At 47.7% G+C, this 23,636-nt stretch carries 22 protein-coding genes and 1 riboswitch; of the genes, 9 read left to right on the forward strand and 13 right to left on the reverse strand.

The annotated features are described in order from the left end of the window. Window positions 1–16 precede the first annotated feature (16 nt). From ACT6NV_RS00290 to ACT6NV_RS00310, 5 genes are all read right to left on the reverse strand, one after another. Window positions 17–826 carry a mechanosensitive ion channel family protein gene (locus tag ACT6NV_RS00290; RefSeq protein ID WP_445385288.1) on the reverse strand — a complete coding sequence of 270 codons (810 nt, stop codon included), beginning with the start codon at window positions 824–826 and terminating at the stop codon, window positions 17–19. Between the two features lie 122 nt (window positions 827–948). After that, window positions 949–1,500: a DUF4252 domain-containing protein gene (locus tag ACT6NV_RS00295; protein WP_445385289.1), complete on the reverse strand. Its 552-nt coding sequence runs from the start codon at window positions 1,498–1,500 to the stop codon at window positions 949–951. Between the two features lie 66 nt (window positions 1,501–1,566). After that, window positions 1,567–2,118, reverse strand: a complete 552-nt coding sequence (locus tag ACT6NV_RS00300; protein WP_445385290.1) for a DUF4252 domain-containing protein — start codon at window positions 2,116–2,118, stop codon at window positions 1,567–1,569. A 12-nt stretch (window positions 2,119–2,130) separates the two neighbouring features. Further along, complete coding sequence (locus ACT6NV_RS00305; RefSeq protein WP_445385291.1) at window positions 2,131–2,550, reverse strand: hypothetical protein; 420 nt, start codon at window positions 2,548–2,550, stop codon at window positions 2,131–2,133. Beyond that, a complete protein-coding gene (locus ACT6NV_RS00310; RefSeq protein WP_445385292.1) occupies window positions 2,537–3,046 on the reverse strand; it encodes an RNA polymerase sigma factor in 510 nt (169 codons plus the stop codon). Before ACT6NV_RS00310 ends, ACT6NV_RS00305 begins: the two co-directional genes overlap by 14 nt. 233 nt (window positions 3,047–3,279) lie before the next feature. On the opposite strand from ACT6NV_RS00310, the gene ACT6NV_RS00315 reads away from it, so the two are divergent. Continuing rightward, window positions 3,280–4,794, forward strand: coding sequence for a S41 family peptidase (locus tag ACT6NV_RS00315; protein ID WP_445385293.1), 1,515 nt, complete (start codon window positions 3,280–3,282; stop codon window positions 4,792–4,794). A 30-nt stretch (window positions 4,795–4,824) separates the two neighbouring features. Here the strand turns inward: ACT6NV_RS00315 and ACT6NV_RS00320 are convergent, their stop codons facing one another. After that, the gene (locus tag ACT6NV_RS00320) at window positions 4,825–6,690 is read right to left on the reverse strand and encodes a TonB-dependent receptor plug domain-containing protein (protein WP_445385294.1); all 1,866 of its coding nucleotides are present in this window, start codon (window positions 6,688–6,690) and stop codon (window positions 4,825–4,827) included. A 70-nt stretch (window positions 6,691–6,760) separates the two neighbouring features. Next, window positions 6,761–6,980, reverse strand: a riboswitch (cobalamin riboswitch). A gap of 174 nt (window positions 6,981–7,154) precedes the next feature. Here ACT6NV_RS00320 and ACT6NV_RS00325 point away from each other — a divergent pair. From ACT6NV_RS00325 to rmuC, 4 genes are all read left to right on the forward strand, one after another. Further along, window positions 7,155–8,198 carry an ABC transporter substrate-binding protein gene (locus ACT6NV_RS00325; protein ID WP_445385295.1) on the forward strand — a complete coding sequence of 348 codons (1,044 nt, stop codon included), beginning with the start codon at window positions 7,155–7,157 and terminating at the stop codon, window positions 8,196–8,198. Further along, window positions 8,195–9,229: an iron chelate uptake ABC transporter family permease subunit gene (locus ACT6NV_RS00330; RefSeq protein ID WP_445385296.1), complete on the forward strand. Its 1,035-nt coding sequence runs from the start codon at window positions 8,195–8,197 to the stop codon at window positions 9,227–9,229. The genes ACT6NV_RS00325 and ACT6NV_RS00330 overlap by 4 nt, the downstream gene beginning before the upstream one ends. A gap of 71 nt (window positions 9,230–9,300) precedes the next feature. Next, window positions 9,301–10,095, forward strand: coding sequence for an ABC transporter ATP-binding protein (locus tag ACT6NV_RS00335; protein WP_445385297.1), 795 nt, complete (start codon window positions 9,301–9,303; stop codon window positions 10,093–10,095). A 61-nt stretch (window positions 10,096–10,156) separates the two neighbouring features. Beyond that, the gene (gene rmuC, locus ACT6NV_RS00340) at window positions 10,157–11,497 is read left to right on the forward strand and encodes a DNA recombination protein RmuC (RefSeq protein WP_445385298.1); all 1,341 of its coding nucleotides are present in this window, start codon (window positions 10,157–10,159) and stop codon (window positions 11,495–11,497) included. An 11-nt stretch (window positions 11,498–11,508) separates the two neighbouring features. On the opposite strand, the gene pgl is transcribed toward rmuC, so the two are convergent. Together pgl and zwf are read right to left on the reverse strand one after the other, a co-directional pair. Continuing rightward, window positions 11,509–12,219: a 6-phosphogluconolactonase gene (pgl, locus tag ACT6NV_RS00345; RefSeq protein WP_445385299.1), complete on the reverse strand. Its 711-nt coding sequence runs from the start codon at window positions 12,217–12,219 to the stop codon at window positions 11,509–11,511. Between the two features lie 8 nt (window positions 12,220–12,227). Beyond that, window positions 12,228–13,754 carry a glucose-6-phosphate dehydrogenase gene (gene zwf / locus ACT6NV_RS00350; RefSeq protein WP_445385300.1) on the reverse strand — a complete coding sequence of 509 codons (1,527 nt, stop codon included), beginning with the start codon at window positions 13,752–13,754 and terminating at the stop codon, window positions 12,228–12,230. A 161-nt stretch (window positions 13,755–13,915) separates the two neighbouring features. Between zwf and gndA the strand changes: the two genes are divergently transcribed. Beyond that, a complete protein-coding gene (gene gndA, locus ACT6NV_RS00355) occupies window positions 13,916–15,325 on the forward strand; it encodes an NADP-dependent phosphogluconate dehydrogenase (protein WP_445385301.1) in 1,410 nt (469 codons plus the stop codon). Window positions 15,326–15,416: 91 nt separating this feature from the next. Here gndA and carB read toward each other — a convergent pair whose 3' ends face one another. Further along, on the reverse strand, window positions 15,417–18,269 hold the full coding sequence (carB, locus tag ACT6NV_RS00360; protein ID WP_445385302.1) for a carbamoyl-phosphate synthase large subunit: 2,853 nt from the start codon (window positions 18,267–18,269) through the stop codon (window positions 15,417–15,419). An 86-nt stretch (window positions 18,270–18,355) separates the two neighbouring features. Further along, window positions 18,356–18,514 (reverse strand): 50S ribosomal protein L34, encoded by a 159-nt coding sequence (gene rpmH / locus ACT6NV_RS00365; protein ID WP_445382471.1) that lies wholly within the window; start codon window positions 18,512–18,514, stop codon window positions 18,356–18,358. Window positions 18,515–18,669: 155 nt separating this feature from the next. Here rpmH and ACT6NV_RS00370 point away from each other — a divergent pair, with 155 nt between their 5' ends. Further along, window positions 18,670–19,569 carry a DUF6263 family protein gene (locus ACT6NV_RS00370; RefSeq protein ID WP_445385303.1) on the forward strand — a complete coding sequence of 300 codons (900 nt, stop codon included), beginning with the start codon at window positions 18,670–18,672 and terminating at the stop codon, window positions 19,567–19,569. Continuing rightward, on the forward strand, window positions 19,559–20,074 hold the full coding sequence (locus ACT6NV_RS00375) for a DUF2892 domain-containing protein (protein WP_445385304.1): 516 nt from the start codon (window positions 19,559–19,561) through the stop codon (window positions 20,072–20,074). The genes ACT6NV_RS00370 and ACT6NV_RS00375 overlap by 11 nt, the downstream gene beginning before the upstream one ends. Before the next feature lie 27 nt (window positions 20,075–20,101). On the opposite strand, the gene ACT6NV_RS00380 is transcribed toward ACT6NV_RS00375, so the two are convergent. Together ACT6NV_RS00380 and ACT6NV_RS00385 are read right to left on the reverse strand one after the other, a co-directional pair. Further along, window positions 20,102–21,058 carry a lytic transglycosylase domain-containing protein gene (locus tag ACT6NV_RS00380; RefSeq protein WP_445385305.1) on the reverse strand — a complete coding sequence of 319 codons (957 nt, stop codon included), beginning with the start codon at window positions 21,056–21,058 and terminating at the stop codon, window positions 20,102–20,104. A 32-nt stretch (window positions 21,059–21,090) separates the two neighbouring features. Then, window positions 21,091–21,777 carry an alpha/beta hydrolase gene (locus tag ACT6NV_RS00385; RefSeq protein WP_445385306.1) on the reverse strand — a complete coding sequence of 229 codons (687 nt, stop codon included), beginning with the start codon at window positions 21,775–21,777 and terminating at the stop codon, window positions 21,091–21,093. A gap of 157 nt (window positions 21,778–21,934) precedes the next feature. Between ACT6NV_RS00385 and ACT6NV_RS00390 the strand changes: the two genes are divergently transcribed. Then, window positions 21,935–22,228, forward strand: a complete 294-nt coding sequence (locus tag ACT6NV_RS00390; RefSeq protein ID WP_445385307.1) for a GNAT family N-acetyltransferase — start codon at window positions 21,935–21,937, stop codon at window positions 22,226–22,228. A 50-nt stretch (window positions 22,229–22,278) separates the two neighbouring features. Here ACT6NV_RS00390 and mtaB read toward each other — a convergent pair whose 3' ends face one another. Further along, complete coding sequence (gene mtaB, locus ACT6NV_RS00395) at window positions 22,279–23,607, reverse strand: tRNA (N(6)-L-threonylcarbamoyladenosine(37)-C(2))-methylthiotransferase MtaB (RefSeq protein WP_445385308.1); 1,329 nt, start codon at window positions 23,605–23,607, stop codon at window positions 22,279–22,281. Between the last annotated feature and the right edge of the window lie 29 nt (window positions 23,608–23,636).

Here is a 23,636-nt window from a genome sequence, read left to right on the forward strand (position 1 = left end):
ATTCAAAGGAAATCGTTTATTTCTGGACCTGTACGCGATGTGGGTACGGGATCTCAATACCGGCGGCATCCAGGGCCAGTTTACAGCCTTCATAGGTGTCAAAATAAACCTGCCAGTAATCTTCGGGTTTACAATACGGCCTTACTGCAAAATTTACAGAACTATCCGCGAGTTCCATCACATTTACAGTAGGGGCCGGCTCCTTGAGGACCTTGGGGTTTGAGGTGAGCACTTCCATCAGCACTTTTTTGGTCTGGGCGATGTCCGAGGCGTAATCTACCCCAATGACCGTGTCTACCCGGATTTGTCCCAGGGCTGTGTAATTAATGATATTGCCATTGGCCATCGCCCCATTCGGGACAATAGCAAGTTTGTTCTGAGGAGTGGCCAGTTTGGTGGTGAAAATATCGATTAGCCGCACCGTACCTATTGTTCCCTGCGCCTCAATAAGATCTCCTATCTTATACGGTTTAAATACCAGAATAAGCACTCCTCCGGCAAAGTTTGAAAGCGACCCCTGCAGTGCCAGGCCAACAGCCAGACCAGCCGCGGCTATCACAGCCGCAAAAGTAGTGACATCTACCCCCAGCTGATCCACAACCACCAGGATAAGCAGAATGCGCAGGGCCCATGTGAGCAAGCGCATCAGGAAGCGTTTCAGGGATTCCTCGTAGTTGCTTTTTTCCATGACCTTGCGAAGGCCCCCGATTAACTTTTTAATGACCCAGGAACCGATGATATAGATGAGGATGGCCCCGATTACCCGGGGGCCGAAGGTTACAATAAAGTCAATCCCTTTTTCGATCCAGATCTGTGCGTCTTCCATATTCTTTCAGATTTAGAGAATGATCGTTTTATCCGTTGCTGTCAAGATAATGCAATCGGACAAAAAAAAGAAATCCCGAAAACCAGTTGGTCTCCGGGATCTGAAAAGTAATCTGTTTGCAATTAACCCTTAAGCAGGCCGGTAAGCTCCGAAAAGCCTTCTCCCTGAAGGTCCGAACTTTCAATACTCTGTATGAGTTGTACAATATAAGCCGGGTTCATATCCTTTCCCAGGACACGGATCAGCGCAAATCCATTTTCACTGCTGTTCCCGTAAATGATCACCTCATCAATGGCATCCCCCTCGCCCAGGTATTTGATCACTCCTTTCCCATATTTGGAATTCAGTTTCATAAGCTCTTTGTAATCGGATTGTTTCAGGATTGCCTTTACCTTTGAACTTTCTTCCTGGAAGGCCGCTTCATTTTCAGGGGTCTTCATAAAAGCCAGGATGTTAAACTTGCGAAAAGAGCCAAGGGCTTTCTGTTCCTGCTCGCTTAAATCCATTTGATCCAGTTTGAGAATATTAGCCGGTACGTCAAGCGATCGGAAATTCGGGTTTTCCGCATTATCCACATAGTATTCCTGGAGGCTCTGGGTACTGGAACAGCTAAGGGCCAGCAGTATGATGGCAAAACTGCCAAAGAGTACTGTTAAACGGTATGTACTTTTCATCGATGTTGGTTTAAATGCCAAAAATGGGGCAGGATACCCTACCCCATCATTACTGGCTAATTTGTTTTACTTGGATTTCTTCTTCTCCGCCTTATTCAATTCGGAAGGCAGATTCATTTTTTTGGTGAGCGAACCAATTTTAGTAAGATCAATATCCCCGGTAAGGGTCAATAATACGGTTTCGATCTTACGGTCATTCACTTCCATATCCACGTTCTTGATTCCGGTTACGAACATCAGCAATTCACTGACGTGGTCGGCATCCTTGCCATTTCGCACGTAGAACTTCACATTGGCATCCTTGTCCTTAACCCGCATCAGTTCCTCCAGGGAGGCTGATTTCAGGTAGCGGTCCACTGTAGACTTCATATCTGCAGACACACCTTTATCTTCAGTAATGAAGACCTTTACTCCGCTCAGGCTCTTGGCTATTTCCATAAACTCTTTAGCCTCGGGGTCGTCCACATCCACATCCATCTTGATCAGCAGATCGAACATATTTTTATTTACTATCACTGAACTCACCTCATCCATATCCTCGTATTTGTCAAAAATGGACTGGGCGCTTCCCAACAGGGGAGTAATCAGCAATAATGCAATAGCTACTAGTTTTTTCATCGTTTTCGTTTTTTAATTGTTTTTGTAAATTTTTTGTTTTGTTTCTTCAAATTCATTCAGATAGGCAACCTTTTCGGTTCCCCGGTCTAAATTTTGTGCAATCAGGCCAAAGGCCTTCCGCGTTTCCTGGTAAGCGTACTCCGCTTCCCGCTGGTCGTGAACCTGCTTACCAAAATATAAGCCAAGCATCAGAACGGCTACCGCTGCAATGGATATCCACTGGTAATAACTCCTTCTGGTTTTTAATGGAACCTGCCTGTTAAACTGTTCGGTCCTGGCTTCGGAGAAGAAGGCAAACATCGGTTTGTATTGTTCCAGGTGCGGGGCTACCCCCTCTTTGGTAAAATACTCCTTCAGTTTTTCCTCCTCGGCTACCGTAGTGGTGGCCTCAAAGTACTTCTCCATTAATTTTTCAATTCTATCCAATTCCATGGCGATGTTTTTCTAAAAGTTTTTCTCTAACGGCTTTTCGGGCCCTGGATAAGTTTACACGTACTGCTGTAGGTTTCATATCCAGTAATTTTTCAATCTCTTCGTATTCATAGGACTCTACGTCACGGAGCTGTAAAATCATTCGCTGCTGCTCCGGCAACTCATCCATAATTCTCTCCACCCAATTTACGCTGTCCCTTGCTTCCAGTTGTTTCTGCAGGGAGGCCTGGCCATCTGCATAATTACTGTGGACTAGTTTCAGGTTGCCCGATTGTTTTGACTTCAATCGGTCCAGGCAGAAATTTTTAGTCATTGTCATGGCAAATGCCTCTACATTCTTATAGGTTTGCATCCGCTTTTTCCCTGCCCAGAGTTTCATCAGGATTTCCTGGGTAGCATCCTCTGCCTCCTCTGAGGAAATCAACAGCCGCTTTGCCAGACGGTATAACTTATCTTTAAAAGGCATCACGGTTTCTAAGAACTCAGTCTGCGTCATTACAATAGGTTGGGTCGTTGTAGTCACCTTTTCTTAATGGGTTACACAAGCAAGACGACACTAATCGAATTTTGTTACAAAAAATTTTTTTTTCCTTGGTTTGTCCCTATTTTAGGGCATATAAAACTAAGAAATATTGTCCTGAAAAGGCTGATATTCACCACTTTTGCCGAAATAGTTCCCCTCTGCAAAGGCCTGGAATGATCTTTGGTGAAAGTTTTATAAAAAATGCAATGAAAAAGTATCTTATCCTCTTTGCTGGCCTGGTTATAGCGGGCTGCAGCAAAAACGACGATGGCCTGGATCCGAATGGTCCTTCTGTGGTCCTTGAAGATGTTGTAACGCAAAACTTTATGTGGCGCTCTTCCAACCTCTGGTATTTCTGGCAGGCAGAGGTCCCCAACCTGGCAGACGAACGCTTAACAAACGATTTTGAAGAATATTTAGAATTCCTGGACTCGGAGGCAGATCCCGGTGCTTTTTTTGACAACCAGCTTCGTTTTGCCGAAGACCGCTTCACCTATTACAGTGCTGATTATAAAGAGCTCACCAATAGCCTGGGCGGAATTGAGCAGAACAATGGGATGGAGTTTAAGATTAGCTATAACGATGCCAATGGAAACAACACTTTTGACGGGTCCGACCCGGGCTTTGGCTATGTAATTTATGTATTGCCGGGCTCCAATGCCGCCACCACCAGCATACAACGCGGGGATCTCTTCACCGCCGTAGACGGGCAGAATATTACCGGGGCCAATTACCGCGACCTGCTTTTCGGCCAGAACGCCACCTATACGCTCACCATGGCTGATCTTGTAAATGGGACCCTTACTCCCAATGGTACGGAAATTACCCTTACCAAGGAAGAGAATTTCCAGGAAGATCCACTTCATGTAGTCACTACCCTGGATGTGAACGGTCAGAAAATCGGATACCTGATGTACAACCGTTTCCTGAATGAATACGACGAAGAATTGAATGCCGCTTTTGGTAATTTTCTTGCAGACGGGATAACGGACCTCGTAATAGACTTGCGCTATAATCCGGGTGGTTCCGTAAACACTTCCCGCCTGCTGGCCAGTATGATCTACGGTACCAACACCAATGATCTGTACCTGAGGGAACGCTGGAATCCTAAAATAGAAGAGGCCTTTACTTCCGGCAATCCCAACGCCCTGGAACAATATTTTGCGAACCAAACCGGAGCCGGGACCAGTCTGAATACCCTGAACCTGAACAGGGTTTATATAATCACAACCGGTTTCAGCGCCTCGGCCAGTGAGCTGCTGATCAACTGCCTGGACCCGTATATGGAAGTCATCACCATAGGCCGGACCACCCGTGGAAAAAATGAATTCTCTCTGACCATGGTAGATGATGAGGACAGAAGCGGAGCACCCTTTGTATATACCCCCAGCAGGGAAGGAAATATCAACCCGGACAACCCCTGGGCTATACAACTTATACTGGGGCGAAACGAAAACGCAGCCGGATTTTCAGATTATACCGCCGGGCTGCCTCCGGATATCTCCCAGTCAGAAGACCTCGAGAATATGGGGGTACTGGGAGATGTCAATGAACCCTTGCTGGCACGTGCCCTTTCAGAAATTACAGGCATTTCTGGAAAGCGGTCGTTTGAGGTGATGCGGCCGGCCAATCCGGTTTATTCTTCGAGAATCGCCAAACCCATGCGGGACATTATGCTGCTGGACCGCGAGATTCAGCTACCGGAAATTCCAAAACAATAAAAAAAGCCTCCCTGTCGGGAGGTTTTTTTGTCATAACTTAAATTGTAACCCCAGGGCCAGGTTTCGGCCGGGGGTCGTAAACCCCAGTACCTCGGTATAGGATTCGTTCAGGATATTTGTTAGGGCCAGGTTCGCGCGCAAACGCTCTTTTACAAGCTGCTGTGAAAAGCGCAGCCCCAGCAGTGAAAAAGCCTGTAATTCCACATTGGCTGCAGTTGCAAAATCAGTATCCCGACGCTTCCCGGTATAGCTGTATTCCACAGTGAGGTTTGAACCCTGAGCAACTTCCGCCGACAGTAATACATTCGCCTTATGTTTCGGAATGCGTATGGCATTATCTCCCTTTCGCTCGGTATAGGTGTAATTTGCGCTCAGCTGCAAATGCGCACTTAGCCCCCATTGCAGTTCCGTCTCCAGCCCCTGCACTGAAATAGGGTTGGCCGCATTGAAATACAGGAAGGCATTATTGTCAAAAAGTACGGTCTGGTCTTCCTCCCGGTCAAAGAACAACAGGCTCAGCCTGGGGCCTTTGACCCACTGGCTCTCCAATCCGATTTCAAAGGTCCGGTTGGTCTCTGGCTGCAGATCCGGGTTGGCCCCAAAGGCACCAAAGAGTTGGGTAAGACTGGGCGTAATATAGGCTGTGGCCCAGGAGGCCAGTAACTTGAGTGAACCGTACCCGTATTTTTGGATAAAAGAAGGGTTGATCGTATATACTGCCTGAGAGCCGTATTCCGAATGCAGGTTTAGCCGAGCCCCTGTATTCAGGTTAAACCCACCAGGACTTGTCCAGACCAAATTGAGATACGGATCTAACAAACTAAAACGTTTATCCTGCTCCAGTTCGGCCCGGTCTTCCACATACATCAATCCGGCCAGGGCCTGGAAATTAGCTCCAAACGTCCTTTTTAAGGCAATATCTCCAAACCAGTTATTTCCTTTAAAAAGAGATGGGAAATTGGAGCGGTTCTCTGAATCGAAAACGGTATAGGCCGTTTTGGCCTCAATACTCCCAAAAGTCCCTTTACGGATGTAAGACAGTCCCAAACGCTCCTGATCCGTCACAAACAAATAGGGTGCATCCTGTTGCAGAAAGGAATCGTCATAGGCAGACCGCAAACGGGTTTGATTGGCAAAAACACGAATTTCATTTTTTCCGAATATTTCAAATCCCAGGTTCAGGTCTGCACTGGAGTTCGTATTCGGGTCCGGTTCCCCGGCAGTGTCTGCGAGGGACGAGAGGCCATTGGAAAAACTATTGGAAAAGCTCAATCGGTAATCAAATCCCTGCAGGCTTCCACTCAGCAGCGCGTTCTGAGTAAAATTGCCTAAATCCAAATCCGATTCCTCAGAGGTATTCTGAGTTCCGAAAGTAGTTCCCGCAAGGACTTCAAACGACTTCTTACCTGCCTTTCTGGTTTTAATGTTAATAACAGCTGTTGCAGCATTGGTGCCGTACAAAACGGAAGAAGCCCCCTTTACTATTTCGATAGACTCTACCGCATCGGCATTTAAAAGCCGTAAGTCATATTCCTGTGAAAAGGAAGAGGGGTCTGAAACCCGGATTCCATCTATCAGAACCAGGACCTGACGACCCCGTCCCCCACGTGCAAAAACCCCTAAAACCTCGCCCGGGCGTCCTCTGCTTCCTGAAATCTCGAAACCGCTTTGATTGTTGAGGATACGGGCTACACTGACCCCTGGAAACTGATCGAGATAATCCCTTTGGAGGCTGATAACCGTCTTTCCACTTTGCCCTCGCTCCAGCGGGAAACGACTGTCGCTCACTACCACCCCTTCCAATTGCTGGACCGGTACAGAGTCCTGGGTTTGTTGCGCGCGGACCAAAATCCCCATAAGGAGTGCCACGGCAGCCAATAACTGCTTGATTTTCATAAATGTGTTTGTAACACGGGAATACGCCTGGCGTATGACAGCGTATAAACTTTTTTCCCGAAAGTTTAACTTCTTACGTTTGAATACGGCAGGTCTCCTGACTTGCGTCCTGTGGCCAACCTTCCCATCCTGCAAATTCTGCGGACAGTGGTTTTGTAGCGGGCAACAGGCATTTCCCTTAAAGGAAACAAAGCTTACAGTTGCGGGAACAGTTCCGGATTCACACCAGATTCCCTTTTAATGCCCCATACTCGATAAAGTATAGTGCAACCATTATTCGGCATAAAGGTATTCAAAATCTGTATGCTTTGCCCGCTGATATTTTAAAAGTATTTTTGAAGGCTTAAGATGCAGGGATGAAAGTACTTCCGGGTTTTTTTATAATAGTCTTGTGTTGCCTGGGTTGCAGGGATCAGCCGGCTCAGTCTTCAAAAACTTCAGCGGATGGGCTAAATCCCTTATCAGTGAGACATGCCAGCGGTTTCCGCGCCGAAAGAGATGCCGCCGGGAGGATTACCCTGACCGTTTTAAGTCCCTGGCCTCAGGCCGAAAAGAACTACACCTATTTACTGGTTCCCAAAGAGCAGCTATCCTATTCGAGCTTTGACCGGGATGCCTATGATGCCATTATCGGTACTCCTGTAAGCAGCATTGTGCTCACCTCCACTACTCATATTCCTGCCCTGGAATCTTTGAAGCAGATCCCAAGCCTGGTTGGTTTTCCAGGTTTGGACTATATCTCCTCAGAACAAACCAGAAGCCGGATTGCCGCCGGGAAGGTAAAAGAACTGGGGGCAAACGACCGCCTCAACACAGAAATGGTGTTGAATCTGCAGCCAGAACTGGTTGTGGGCTTCGGGGTTACGGGTATTCCGGAGGCCTATCTGACATTAGAAAATTCGGGTATCCCCCTGGCATTGAACGGGGACTGGATGGAGCAAAACCCGCTGGGGAAGGCAGAGTGGATTAAGTTCTTCGGACTGCTCTTCGACCAATGGGAAGAGGCAGAAGAAATTTTCACACAAATTGAAACCGATTACGTGGCGGCCCGGGAACTGGCTGCCTCTGCCAAAAACCGTCCTTCCGTCATCAGCGGGGCCCTTTACAGGGATATCTGGTACCTTCCGGGGGGCGGAAGCTGGGCCGCCAAATTTCTCGAAGATGCCAATGCTACCTATATATGGGCAGACAACACTGAAACAGGAAGTCTGTCCCTCAGCCTGGAAAGTGTTCTTGAAAAAGGGAGTTCAGCCGACTACTGGATATCGCCTTCGGAATTCACCACCTACCAGGCTATGCAGGAGGCTGATGTGCATTATGAGCGGTTTAAGGCATTTAAAGAAAAGCAGGTTTACACCTATGCCGCAACACGGGGGGCGGGTTCCGGGCTTTTGTATTTTGAATTGGGCCCCAACCGCCCGGACCTGATTCTAAAGGATTTGATTTATTTCCTGCATCCGGGCCTGATACCTGAATACGAACCCGTATTTTACAAACCCCTTCAATGAATTCATTTTCAGCTACATATAGCGTGAAATTTTCCTTGCTGCTGCTACTGCTGGCGGCAGTATTTTTCCTGAACATCGGACTGGGCTCTGTGGCCATCCCTTTTGGAGAGACCTTTAAAAGCCTGATCGGTTCGGAACTGCAAAACGAAAACTGGGGGTATATCATCAGAAACTATCGGCTGCCGAAATCCCTTACCGCTATTCTTGTTGGGGCGGGGCTTTCCCTTAGCGGGCTTCTGATGCAAACCCTTTTCCGCAACCCCCTGGCCGGACCCTTTGTGCTGGGGATCAGTTCCGGGGCAAGCCTGGGCGCAGCTTTGCTGATTCTGGGTGCAGCCCTGCTCGGACCTGTGGGTGCCACCCTGGCACTCTCTGATGCGTCCATTGCAGTGGCAAGCAGTCTGGGGAGCTTCCTGGTTTTACTGGTGGTGCTTTTGGTATCGGTCCGCCTGAAGGATGCCATGGCGCTGTTGATTGTGGGGCTGATGTTTGGTAGTATTACCGCTGCCCTGGTCACTGTCCTCTCTTATTTCTCCAGCGCAGAGCAGTTACAGCAATTTATATTCTGGTCTTTTGGCAGTATGGGGAACCTCAGCTGGTCGCAACTCGGTATCCTCGGGTTGATGTGTTTGTCTGGCATACTGCTGAGCCTCGCCCTGTCCAAGGCTCTCAACGCTTTTCTACTGGGGGAAAAATATGCTCACAGCCTGGGGATTTCGGTTAGTCGTGTCCGACGCTGGATTATCCTTGCAACCGGAATTCTGGCCGGTGGCATAACGGCCTTTGCCGGGCCTATTGCCTTTATCGGGCTAGCTGTACCCCATCTTACCCGGCAATTGCTGGGAACTTCGGATCACCGGCTGCTGATCCCGGGCGTGCTGGTCTACGGGGCCATCCTGATGCTGGTCTGCGATACTGTGGCCCAGCTGCCTTTTTCTTCTTATGTTCTGCCCATCAATGCGATCACCTCCATAGTGGGCGCGCCTGTAGTGATCTGGCTTTTGCTTCGTAAAAACCGTATGATTTTTTAATTACCCCTTATTAGGAAATTCCTTTTACAGCCGTTACTTTCGCATGAATACCGTAGCCTGAAAGCCAGAAAATGTCTGTTGCCCAGTCCGAAAACGAGCTTGAAGTAAGTGACCTGTCCATTGGATATAAATCTCGTTTGGAACCCCTCGTCCTTGCCTCCGGGATTCATTTCAGCCTTCCTTCCGGAAGCCTTACTGCAGTGGTAGGTGCCAATGGTATCGGCAAATCCACCCTGTTGCGCTGCCTTTCGGGAATGCATCCGCCCTTAAAGGGAAGCGTTCTCCTGCGGGGAATCGGTCTGGACCGGTTAAAACCAGAAAAAAGGGCACAATTACTCAGCGTGGTGTTGACAGACCCCCCGGCTTCGGGAAACCTGACAGTCTCCGAACTGGTACGCCTGGGACGGTATCCGTATACGAACTGGTTGGGTAAGCTCCGGAGGGAAGACCACGACCATATTGAGGGGGCCCTTGAACAAATGGAACTGAATCATATTGCCAATCAGCCCTGCCATACTTTAAGTGACGGACAGTTACAACGGGTGCTAATTGCCCGCGCACTGGCTCAGGATACACCCCTGATGGTACTGGACGAACCCACCACCCACCTGGACCTCTACCACAAAGTAAAAATCCTTAAACTCCTCGGCGAGATAGCGCATAAAAGAAATAAAACGATTCTGTTTTCGACCCATGAAATCGATCTCGCCATACAGCTGTGCGACTATATGCTTATCCTGCATCAGGGCCAGGCCTTTTTTGGGCAGCCCTGCCAGCTGATCGAAACCGGTCGGTTTGAGCAATTATTTCCGGAGCAAACCATTCGGTTCGACCGGGCTTCCGGTTCGTTCAGAGTTAATAAGTAATAGGTGCCCCTGTATTTATTTTTCAGGCATCTTGCTATCTTTACCAAAAGCTTTCCATCTTATGAATGAACTTTGGACTTACCTGTTATTTGGCCTGATTTTTTTAGGGATAGGAGCCCTTATCGGAACCTACATCATGCGGCTGAAACAACAATCTCTTCAAAGTGCGCTGCTGGAAAGGGAAGCGCAATCCGAAAAAAATATCCGTGTCCTCGAGGAGGAACTAAGCCGTAGTCGTGAAAAATTAGAGGAGCTGCAAGATCATAAGGAGCAGCTTGGCCAGGACCTGGTCCGCCGTGATTCGGAAGTGGAACAACTCCGGGAGAAACTGGTGGAGCAAAAAAAGGAAGTGGCGGAGTTGCAGGAAACCTTTGGAAAGGAATTCGAAAATCTGGCCAATAAGATCCTGGACGAGAAAAGTGTCAAATTCACGGAGCAAAACCAAAAAAATATCCGAAATATTCTGCAGCCCCTGCAAGAAAAAATCCAGCTTTTTGAGAAAAAGGTTGAAGAAACCAGAAAGGAAAATTACGGCATTCACCAGGTGCTCAAAGAACAGCTTTCCAATTTGCAGAACCAGAACCTGAAAATCACCCAGGAAGCCGAAAACCTGACGCGGGCCTTAAAAGGAGACAGCAAAATGCAGGGGAACTGGGGGGAATTGGTTTTGGAAAGGGTCCTGGAAAAATCCGGTCTGGAAAAGGACCGGGAGTATTCGGTACAGCAGAGTTTTCAAAGGGAGGATGGAAGCCGGGTAATGCCCGATGTGATCATACACCTGCCCAATGGCAACAAAATGGTTGTGGATTCAAAGGTATCCCTGACCGATTACGAACGCTATGTAAACGCAGAGGAAGAAGGGCGCGAAGGCTTCCTGAAGGAGCATGTGAATTCTCTTAAGCGGCATGTTGAACAGCTTTCCGCCAAGAAATACGAAGATTTATACGAAATGGAAAGCCCGGACTTTGTTTTGATGTTTGTCCCTATAGAAACTGCCTTTTCCATCGCCATTAATTATGACAATGCGCTCTATAACAAGGCCTTTGAACGCAATATTGTAATAGTGACGCCCTCTACCCTTTTGGCCACGCTCAGAACTATCGACAGTATGTGGAGCAATGAAAAACAAAGGCGCAATGCGATAGAGATCGCCAGGCAGGCCGGGGCGCTTTACGATAAATTTGAAGGCTTTGTGGGGGACCTCACCAAAGTTGGCAAGAAAATGGATGAAGCCAAAACAGAATACCGGGGAGCCATGAATAAGCTGGTCGAAGGCCGGGGCAACATTATCACCAGTATTGAAAAGCTCAAAAAAATGGGTGCCAAGGCCAAGAAGTCCATCCCGGATTCCCTGCTCAAAAGAGCCGGAGAGACCGAAAGCAACGCAGAACTGGAATTGTAATGCCCCTCTGACTAAAGTCCGGAGGCAGCCTCTTCATCCAGCATCCAGATAAGCTTCCCATCTGTGGGATTTACCCGTGAGGCGGGATAGGACTTGTATTTTCCTTCCTTTTTCAAAATCTCAGCAACCGGCCCGGCCTTGGATTTCCCGGTAACCAGAAAAATAACCAGGGCGGCATTGTTGATAACCTTTCCAGTCAGGCTGATGCGCTTTTGCCCGCTTTCGGGATGTGTGGCCACCTCACACAGGGCGGGTGAATCCCAGAGCTCCATCTGGTGGGGAAATATGGAGGCAGTATGCCCATCATCACCCATTCCCAGAATAACCAGATCAAAACAAGGTAAGCCTTCTTTAGCATGCAGACGTCTCCGAAGCTCAGCCGCATACCGAATGGCCTCTTTTTCGGGAGGATCCTCCCCCCTGACCCTATGGACATTCCCTTCAGGAACAGGGACCTTCTCCAAAAGCAGGGAACGGGTCATCCCGTAATTGCTTTCGGAATCTTCAGGTGGCACACAGCGCTCGTCCCCCCAATACCATTCCAGTTGCTGCCAGGGCATTTTTTGCCCGTATGCTTTTGCCAGTAAATCAAAAAGGACTTTAGGGGTACTGCCCCCGGATAAGGCAATGGTCCGGAAGCTACTGTCCTTACTGAGGCTGAGCAGTTTTTCTGCCAGGGCTTCGGCCACAGCCATGTTATCTTTATATACCTGTTTTTGCATGCTATAATTTAAGAGATTACACAAAAGCCCGGATCGTCTGCCAGGTGCTCCCCCGGGTTCCTCCATCCGAAAGCACCTTCAATGAGGTCGTCCGCATTCTTTGGTCCCCACATCCCTGCAGAATACCCGTAGGTAACTACATCCTTCCCGTTTTGCCAGTAATTGAGAATAGGGTCTACAAACTCCCAGGCTGCTTCTACCTCATCGGCCCGTGCATAAAGGGTAGCATCTCCCTGCATGGCGTCGAGTAAGAGGCGTTCATATGCCTGCATTACCTTTACGTCATTCAGGTCTGAGTAGTAAAAGTCCAGGTTGGCGCGCTCTACCTGAAAACCCTGACCAGGGACCTTTACCCCGAATTTTACCAAAATCCCTTCGTTAGGCTGTATCCTGATAATCAATTTATTGTCTTTATTATCCATCCCTGCATCTTTAAAGATCTGATGGTGGGGCGTTTTGAAATGAATCACTACTTCGGTTACCTTGGTGGGCATCCTTTTGGCGGTGCGAACGTAAAACGGCACATCGGCCCAGCGCCAGTTGTCTACATAAAATTTAATGGCTGCATAAGTCTCCGTGGTGGAATTGGGGTCTACCCCTTCCTCTTCACGATACCCCTTTACGGCTTCCCCATTATACGTTCCTGCCAGATATTGCCCCCGGATGGTATTGTTGTACAATTCATGATCATCTTTCATGATCCTGAGTGATTTGAGGGCCTTGACCTTCTCATTTCGTATCTCTTCTGGCTCCGGCCCGATCGGGGGCTCCATAACCACCAAAGAAATAATCTGTAAGAGATGGTTCTGAAACATATCCCTTAAAGCTCCGGAACTGTCATAATAGCCACCCCGTTTGCCGACTCCTACACTTTCTGCGTTGGTTATTTCTATATGCCGGATATAATTGCGGTTCCACAAAGGTTCAAATATGCTGTTGGCAAAGCGCGTAACCAGCAGGTTCTGAACGGTTTCCTTCCCGAGATAATGATCAATCCTGTATATCTGCTTTTCCTGAAAATATTTCTGAAGGCTGTGATTCAGTTCTTTTGCACTTTTGAGGTCGTAGCCGAAGGGTTTCTCAACAATCAGTCTTTTCCAGCCGTCCTTTTCCGAGGTCAGCCCAACCGAATGCAGGTTTTTGGAAATGGTTTCATACAATTTGGGGGGTGTGGAGAGATAAAAGATATAGTTTCCGTCCGTCTTTTCAGAAACATTTAAATCCCGGATCCTGTCTTTAAGGCCTGAATAATCCCCATCGTAAGAATTACCCAGGTCGTGGTAAAATAATTTACCTGAAAACTCCTTTCTAAGTTGCTGCTGCCCTTCTGAAGATTCAATATGCGGGTTTTCCAGAGCCAGGCGCTTACGAAAGGCCTCATCTGTACTGTCGCTGCGGCTCACACCCAAAACGGCAAAGTGCTGTGGCAAATGCCTGCCTTTGAAAAGGCTGAAAAGGGCCGGGATCAGTTTGCGTTCCGTTAAATCTCCGGAAGCACCGAAAATAATCAGCAATTGATTGGGTGTTTTACTCATAATGTGGCGGTTTATAAGTGCGTTAAACGGCAGCTGTACCCAAAGCGGATATCAAATAAATAATTTACCCTATTTTTGACAGGCACTGACGAATATACTGCTAATTTGGGGAGTGTAAAAATCAGCGGATCATGTCATCCGGCGATTAAAAAATCATTTATATGCACAGCAAAACCACATTTGACTTTGGACTGATTGGCCTGGGAGTAATGGGCCGAAACTTTATACTGAACGTTGCAGATAACGGCTTTAAAGCCATCGGATACGACCTCAGCCAGGACCAGGTAAATGCCCTCAGGGAAGAGGGTGGCAATCCGGAGCAGGTGAATGCCACCACTAATCTGAAGGAGTTTGTGGATAGCCTTTCACTCCCCAGAAAAATCATGTTATTGGTGCCGGCCGGGCCCATTGTAGACAAAGTTATTGAGCAGCTGCTGGCACATATCTCCGAAGGGGATATAATTGTAGACGGTGGTAATTCATTCTTTGAGGACACCGACCGCCGCGAGGCCTATCTGAGGGAAAAGAAAATAAATTTCTTCGGGGCCGGGGTATCTGGTGGCGCCGAGGGAGCCCGTAAAGGCCCGAGCATCATGCCGGGTGGTTCCACGGAGGCCTACAAGGAAATTCAGCCGGTATTTGAGGCCGTAGCAGCCAAATACAAAGGCGCTCCCTGTGTGGCTTATCTGGGGCCCAAATCGGCCGGGAATTATGTAAAAATGGTGCACAATGGCATCGAATATGGCCTAATGCAGCTTACGGCTGAGTTCTATGACCTGCTGCAAAGGATAGGAGGCTTTTCGAATGATCAGCTGGCCGAGACCTATAACCGTTGGAACCAGGGCCGGCTGCAGTCTTTCCTGGTGGAAATCAGCTCTGAAATCTTTCAAAAGGAGGACGAATTGGGAAGTGGAAGGCTCCTGGACCAGATCCTGGACAAGGGAAAACAAAAAGGAACGGGCAAATGGACCTCCCAGAATGCCATGGACCTCGGAATCCCGGTACCTACTATTGATATTGCCGTAAGTATGCGGGCCATTTCAGCCCTTAAACAGGAGCGACTGAAAGCAGACTCACTTTATTCCCGTCCGACAATTCAAAAAAAAGACGCGGCGGAATTGGTGGATATGTGTGAAGCTTCCCTGTACTTCGCTTTTGTCATCACCTATGCCCAGGGGCTCCACCAATTAGCGGAAGCCTCACGGGAATACGGATACCAGCTGAACCTGGCTGTCGTATCGAGGATCTGGAGGGCTGGTTGCATTATCCGTGCGGGGATGCTGGAGGATATTGCAAATGCTTTTGAAAAAGAACCCGGGCTTCCAAACTTAATCCTCTCAGAACATTTTATAGGGGAACTGCAGAAAGCTGTACCGTCTGTAAGGCAACTGGTGGCACTGGCTGCAACTTCAGGAGTACCCATGCCGGCACTGAGCAGTACCCTTTCTTATTTTGATTCCTATACAGACGGTCGTTTACCTATGAACCTGGTACAGGCACAACGCGATTATTTTGGCTCACATACCTACGAACGCCTGGACCGGGAAGGCACCTTCCATACGGAATGGTAATCCAAAATTGACGAATTAAAAAAAGCCTTTCCCCGATTGGAAAGGCTTTGCTGTTATGTCCCCATAGTACCCGAAAGCTCGTTGGCTGGGTTTACTTACTCAGGTACATGCTCCGACGGGCATATAATTCATAGAACGCATCGTCCTTCAGGCTGTCGATAAATAAAATACTTTCCCCGGTACTTTTCATTTCCGGCCCCAGATTTTTGTTCACTTTGGGGAACTTATTGAAACTAAATACCGGCTGCTTGATCGCATACCCTTCCAATTGTGGGTTGAAGGTAAAATCCTTCAGGGTGTTATGCCCCAGCATGATCTTGGTCGCATAATTTACATAGGGTTCCCCGTAGGCTTTGGCTATAAAGGGGACCGTACGGGAGGCCCTTGGGTTAGCCTCTATCACATAAACTTTATCGTCCTTGATTGCGAACTGTATGTTGATCAGCCCTACTGTATTGAGTGCCAGGGCTATTTTTCGTGTATGGTCCTTTATCTGTTGCATAACAAATTCCCCCAGGTTAAAGGGAGGCAGGGTCGCATTGGAATCCCCGGAATGAATCCCGCAGGGTTCGATATGTTCCATGATCCCGATGATATATACATCCTCCCCGTCACAGATGGCGTCGGCCTCGGCTTCAATAGCCCCATCCAGATAGTGGTCCAGTAAAAGCTTATTATTCGGGATTTTTCGCAGCAGGTCTACAACATGCGACTCGAGTTCCTGTTTGTTAATCACAATTTTCATCCCCTGTCCCCCAAGGACATAAGAAGGCCTTACCAATAAAGGAAAATTCAATTCATCTGCCAGTGCCAGGGCCTCATCGGCGCTCTCAGCCACCCCAAACTGCGGATAGGGAATGTCGTTCTTTTTCAGCAGCGTGGAGAAACTGCCCCGATCTTCGGCCAAATCCAGGGACTGAAAGGGGGTACCGATGATCCGGATACCGTACTTATCAAGTTTTTCTGCCAGCTTCAGGGCAGTTTGGCCGCCCAACTGTACGATGACCCCTTCCGGTTTTTCATGCAGGATGATGTCGTAGATATGCTCCCAGAATACCGGCTCGAAGTACAGCTTGTCTGCCGTGTCAAAATCGGTAGAGACCGTCTCGGGATTACAATTGATCATTATGGTCTCATACCCGCACTCAGCCGCTGCCAGTACACCGTGGACACAACAATAGTCAAATTCAATCCCCTGCCCGATACGATTGGGGCCCGAACCCAGGACCACAATTTTTTTACGGTCTGTTACGACACTGTCATTGGCCACATAGCGCTCTCCTGAAGGGGTTTCTACTTCCTCCTCAAAGGTGGAATAGTAATAAGGTGTCATCGCCACAAATTCGGCCGCACAGGTATCTACCAGCTTATATACCCGGTTGATCCGCATCTCGGTTCGTTTTTTGTGGACTTCACTCTCCAGGCAATCCAGCATATGGGCAATTTGCCGGTCTGCAAACCCTTTTTGTTTGGCCTCCAGCATCAATTCTTTAGGAAGCGTCTCCACCTCAAACTTGCTGATTTCCTTTTCGAGTTGATAGAGCTCCTCGTATTGTTTGAGAAACCACATATCGATTTTCGTTATTTCATGAATCCGGCTCAGGGGAATGCCCAGTTGAATGGCATCATATATGACAAAAACCCTGTCCCAACTGGCATTGGTAAGCTTTGAGATTATTTGGTCGTAGTCTGTGTATCCCTTGCCATCCGCCCCAAGGCCATTGCGTTTGATTTCCAATGACTGTGTGGCTTTATGCAGGGCCTCCTGAAAGGACCTGCCGATCCCCATGACCTCTCCCACTGCCTTCATTGCAAGGCCCAGCGTCCTGTCCGCTCCCTCGAACTTGTCGAAATTCCAACGGGGAATCTTGACGATTACATAGTCAAGGGTAGGCTCAAAGAGCGCCGAGGTCGATTTCGTGATCTGATTTTCGAGTTCGTCAAGGTGATAGCCAATCGCCAGCTTGGCCGCCACTTTGGCAATGGGATATCCTGTGGCCTTGGAGGCCAGAGCGGAAGATCGCGAAACCCTCGGGTTGATTTCTATGGCGATAATGTCTTCCTTTTCGTCGGGGCTTACAGCGAACTGAACGTTACATCCCCCGGCAAAATCCCCAATACTGCGCATCATGTGGATGGCCATATCCCGCATCCGCTGAAAAGTCTTGTCTGACAGGGTCATCGCAGGTGCCACGGTGATGGAATCTCCCGTATGTATCCCCATGGGGTCCATATTTTCAATGGTACAGATAATGACTACGTTGTCATTTTTGTCCCTGAGTAGCTCCAGTTCGTATTCCTTCCACCCCATCATGGCCTTGTCGATCATGACCTCATGGATGGGCGAGATCTCCAGTCCGCGTTCCAGCATTTCGTCAAAGTCATCCGGATCATAGACAATAGAAGCTCCGGCGCCCCCAAGGGTATAGCTGGCGCGAATCACCAGTGGAAAACCAAATTCCTGAGCGATTTCCTTCCCCTTTAAAAAGGAGGTAGCGGTCGCCTGTGGCGCCATGGGAACACCAATCTGGCCCATTAGTTCCCGGAATTTCTCACGGTCTTCAGTAATATTTATTGCATCAATATCTACTCCAATTATCTTTATACCAAAATCCTCCCAGATTCCTTTTTCCCCTGCCTCTATACAAAGGTTCAGGGCGGTCTGCCCTCCCATAGTGGGTAAAACCGCATCGATGTTCGGGTGATTTTTCAACACCTTGATTATCGATTTGGTGTTCAATGGCAGGAGGTAGACATGATCTGCCATGGATGGGTCCGTCATAATGGTTGCCGGATTGCTGTTGATCAGGATAGTTTCTATCCCGTCTTCGCGTAGTGATCGCAGCGCTTGCGATCCGGAGTAGTCAAATTCGCAGGCCTGCCCGATAACTATAGGACCGGAACCGATAATCAGGATAGATTTGATGTCTTTTCTTTTGGGCATTTTGGAAGCTTTACTGGATTATTGCATAAAAAAAAGGTGTTACTTACGGAAAGTAACACCTCACTATTTGATTATAAAGTATATCATTATTTTTTGTGACGCGGCTCAGAAGAAACACTCAGTTTTTTTCTACCCTTAGCTCTCCTTCGGGAGAGTACCTTTCTACCGTTAGCGGAGGCCATACGCTCGCGAAAGCCGTGCTTATTTCTTCTTTTTCTCTTAGAAGGCTGAAATGTTCTTTTCATTCTGAATTTTTTTACCGGTCTCTGCAGCGGGTCAAAACCTCTGCAAAATCTGGGCGCAAATATACAAAGAGTTTTGGCAATCCCAAATGCAAATAAATTTTTTTTAGGATTGTTTTTAGTACTTTTGCGCCAACTGCAATTGGAGCTGCAATTCAATGTATAAATCGTGTATTTTCCTATGGCTGCTGGCCCTTATTACTCCCGTCCTGAACGGACAGGAAAGCCTGGGCTATCGTTTGGACACTGGAGATGTATTTACCGTACAGCAGCAAGCCGAACAAAAAGTAGTTCGGGATTTCGAATGGGGTCTTCAGGAAATAACCAACCGGCTCAACGGGATTCTGCAATTCAGGGTAGTAGAAAAAAATAGGGAAGGATATCTGCTCGAATTCTCCTTCAAAGAATTATCCCTGCACATAAAGAGCAACACCGATGGTGACTTGTTAGTTGTCAATACTTCCCGGCCTGACAATGAGGATATACAATCGAAGATCTACAGAAGTCTTTTAAATTATCCGATACGGATGAAACTGCATCCATCAGGGGCCATCCTTTCTGTTGAAGGCGGAAACAGACTGGTTCAAAAATTAATAAAAGTGGCAGGTATATCGGATGAATCCCTCAGACTCGAAATGGAAAACGGACTCATGCAGGACTACAGTTCCGAAGCACTGGCGGCCAGTTATGAACCCCTGACCCATTTCTACCCGACCACAGCTGTTCGCGTAGGGGAAAGCTGGGAAAATCAATTCAGGGGAAACCAGCCAACTGAGAATTGCTGGACCCTGGATAGCCTTGGCCCGGTTAAAATACTTATCAGCGGTGTTTCCAAAACGCAGACGCAAACCGAAAACCACCTGTGGGGCACGCATCTCGAAGGGACTCAGACTACTTCCATTGTTTGCGATGCAGCAACTGGTTTTATTCGGGAAATGCTGACCAAGGGTTATGCAACAGGATTTTCAACCCAAACGCAATCGGGAAATTCCAAAATACCAACCACCATAGAATCGAAAATAAGCTACACTTTAATAGATCACAAGCATGTTCAATAAAAACCTAAAACTCGTTCTGGCCTTTTTGATAATCGCCTTTGCAGGCTACCAGTTTGCAGAAGGGGAAATCGGAAATGGTATTTTCCTGATATTATTCTCACTCATATTTGTTTTTCTTTATTTCAGGAATGAAATGATCCTGATGGCATTCCTGAGGATGCGGAAACAGGATTTGGAAGGCACCGAAAAATGGCTGGGGCGCATTAAAAAGCCAGAGGCCGCACTCACTACAAAACAACAGGGGTATTACAACTATCTTCACGGGATCATTTACTCCCAGAAAAATTTAAGCCAGGCAGAGAAGTATTTTAGAAAAGCCCTGAAACTCGGTCTGAACATGGATTATGATGTAGCCATGGCAAAGCTGAGCCTGGCGGGTATATCCATGCAAAAGCGCAGAAAGCGGGAAGCTACCACCCTGCTGCAGGAAGCCAAGAAATTGGATAAAAACAATATGCTGGGCGAACAGATTAAAATGATGCAGCAGCAGTTAAAAAAGATTTAAGCACTGCGGCTTTCTGACCGGCGAGCATTACATCCCTACTTTATAATATCCTTTGAGGGGGATGGAAATCTGATACATCTTCCCGGAGGCATTGTTCAGGTGTGGTTCCCTTAGCCAGGGATTATGCCTTTTCAGAATTTTGTAGTTAATCTCGTACTGAGCGGCAAAATCTGCAAAATTGCTTACAGCCGTATCGACCGATACCTGGAAGGTAGGTACATTTTCATACAGGTCTTTCTTTTCGATCTGGAAACCATATTTGTCAGGATTACTGAGGATTTCCTTGATGGCCATTATACGGAAAACATAGCGGCCGGTCTCCTGACCCAGCAACAGGTCATAGTAGCCCTCGGCCTTCTGAATATTCATATATTTATCGATGGAACCAGTGCCTGCGTTGTAAGCTGCGGCTGCAAGGGTCCAGCTTCCGTATTTATTTTTATACCGGCTCAGGTATCTGGCCGCCACCTCAGTGGCTTTTTCCAGGTGGTAGCGCTCATCTACATTATCGTTGATTTCTAACCCGTACTCTTTTCCTGTAGCTTTCATGATTTGCCAAAATCCGGTTGCCCCTGCCGGGGACACAACATTCTGAAGCCCGCTCTCGGCAACGGCCAGATATTTGAAGTCGTCCGGAATTCCATTTTTGGCAAGGATGGGTTCGATTACCGGGAAATATTTGTGGGCCCGCTTCATCAAAAGAAGCGCATTGGATTGCCAGTAGGTATTCACCAAAAACTCCCGGTCTATGCGTTCCATGATTTCAGGATCCTCCTGAGGGACCTTTTCACCTGCGAAATTCAAATCTGCCGGAATATCGATTGCCGAAATACGATAGGCAGGGCTCACATTGGTATCGGCCGCCGGAGCAGGGCCCGATTTTTCCTCTTCATCACTCTGTAATTCCTGTTGTACCGCAAATACCAGGGTACTCAGCACGCACACCAACCCCAGGACCATCAGCCCGTTTTTTAACAATCGCATGGAAATGTAATTTAAGTTATAACTCAAAGGTATTAAATAGAACTCTGTTCCTGTAAAATAATTGCAGGCAATCGCTCATTAAACCATTTATAGCGATGAATAATCATGGTATGGGTACCTCCCCGTACGCGAATACAACCCTCTATATACTGAATTGGGAAAATAGCATCCTTATCTCCGTGAATATGAACCAGGCCCGCTGTGGCCTCATCCCTTTCCCAGTTTACAATTTTGTCTATCGCCCAGTCCAGATAGCGCGTATCCCGAACGGCCAGATATTTTTCATACAATTTCAGGCGTTTGTTTACCGGATCCCCAAAGGCATAGCGGGAAAGTACCTCTACATTGTTGAGTAAGGATGTTGGTAACAGCTTGTGAAGCTTAGTGTAGCGCGCAACCAAGAGCCTGCGGGGCATTTCCTTTCTGGTCTTGATACTGGAGATGATTATAACTTTCCTGGGCTTCAGAAAAGCGGCCATCTCCTGAACCAGCATCCCTCCAAAGGAAACGCCGATTAGAACAGGAGCAGTATGGGTCACTTTTTGAGCCATTTCCCTGGCGTACTGCTGCAGGCTGGTTCCTGCTTCCGGAATGTGCCATTGCAGGAATACGGACTCAAAATCCGCTTCCGGAAGCTGCAGGTTTTCAAAAATATCAGGGCTGGCAGCCAGGCCCGGCATGAAATAGACGGCAATTTTGGATGCTTTACCCTTGCTCATATAGTCATAATACCTAGGATTATAGCAATTTTTTACGTACTTTTGCCTTCCGCCTGTAGATCTTTTTAAACTTCAGGGTTTATGTTCCTCTTAAGGAGCCTTTAATCGCGACATAGTTCGTGAATTTTTATCTGAAACCAAAACTAAATCAAACTATATGAGCGAAGTGGTTATCAAGGACAACAGTTTTTTGCGCCAATTTGAAACCCGCGTTGACGGGCATTTGGCCAAGATTGAGTATTCTTCCCAGGAGCGTAAGGTTTTTTTAACCAAGCTCGTTATCCCGGAAGAAATAAGTCAGAAAGGCTTTAAAGAAGAATTTATCAAAGCCGTTTTAAACCACATCCAGGAGCAAAACCTCAGGGTTGTGCCCACCAGTCCGCAAATAGCAGGCTTTCTGAGAAAAAACAGGCAATACAAGGAGATGCTTCCGGTTGGAATTCGCATTTGAGCCACAAAATTACAGATAGAAAAAATCCGGGTCAGTTGACCCGGATTTTTTTATGCTTCCACCCCTGCCGCCACAAAATCGAAACGCACAAGGCCGTCCGGATCGATTTCCTTTAAACGAACCGGCAGCATTTGGTTTACCAGGGCAGGGTCCCATGGAGTTTTTACTTTAACGTAGTTTTCGGTAAATCCGTGGATATACCCTTTTTTGTTTTCCCCTTCAAAAAGCACCTTTCGTTCAGTTCCTAACTGCCTGTTGTAAAAAGCCCTGCGCTTTTTCTGTGACAGGCTTCGCAGCATCTTGCTCCTCCTTTTGCGTTCCGGCTGCGCAACTACTGCTCCCATCTCAGCTGCCGGGGTATTTGGGCGTTCCGAATAGGTAAATACATGCAGGTAGGAAATATCAAGGCCGTGAAGGTAATTGTAGGTTTCCATAAACAATTCCTCTGTTTCCCCCGGGAACCCCACAATTACATCTACCCCAATACAGGCGTCGGGCAGTACCTGTCTGATCCGTTCGATCCTTTCCGTGTATAATTCCCGTAAATACCTTCTGCGCATTGCCTTCAGTATGGTGTTGCTCCCGCTCTGCAGCGGAATATGAAAATGCGGTACAAAGTTCCGGCTGGCGGCTACGAAATCAATCGTTTCATTTCGCAGCAGATTGGGTTCTATGGAAGAAATCCGCAGCCTGGAAATATCCTCTACCTTATCCAGATGCTGAATAAGGTCCAGAAAAGTGTGTTCGTGCTTCTTGTTGCCAAATTCCCCTTTTCCGTAATCCCCGATATTAACCCCGGTTAGCACTATTTCGCGTATCCCCTGGGTTGCAATTTCCCTGGCGTTGCGGATCACATTTTCAAGGCGGTCGCTGCGGGATATTCCGCGGGCCAGCGGGATAGTGCAATACGTACATTTATAATCGCAGCCATCCTGCACTTTTAGAAAAGCCCTTGTCCGGTCTCCAATGGCGTAGCTCCCTTCATAGAAGTCCGCATCCTGTATCTCGCAGGAATGGACTGTACCCATATCCCGTTTCTTCAGGTCCTGCAGGTACTGGCTTACTTTAAACTTTTCGGTGGCCCCCAAAACCAGGTCCACTCCGGGAATAGCGGCTATCTCATCTGGTTTCAATTGGGCATAGCAACCCACCACCACCACAAAGGCCTCCGGATTCCGCTGCTGTACCTGCCTGACTATGGCACGGCAGCGTTTATCGGCATTATCGGTAACCGAACAGGTGTTTATTACACAAATATCGGCAGCTTCCTCAAAGGGGACTTTTTGATAGCCCTCTTCCTGAAGGCTCCTGGCGATTGTGGAAGTCTCCGAAAAATTGAGTTTACAACCCAGGGTGTAAAAAGATACTTTTTTGGACATGGATGCCGGTGAAAACTTTTAAGGCCGCA

The sequence above is a fragment of the Robiginitalea insularis genome, assembly GCF_052497835.1.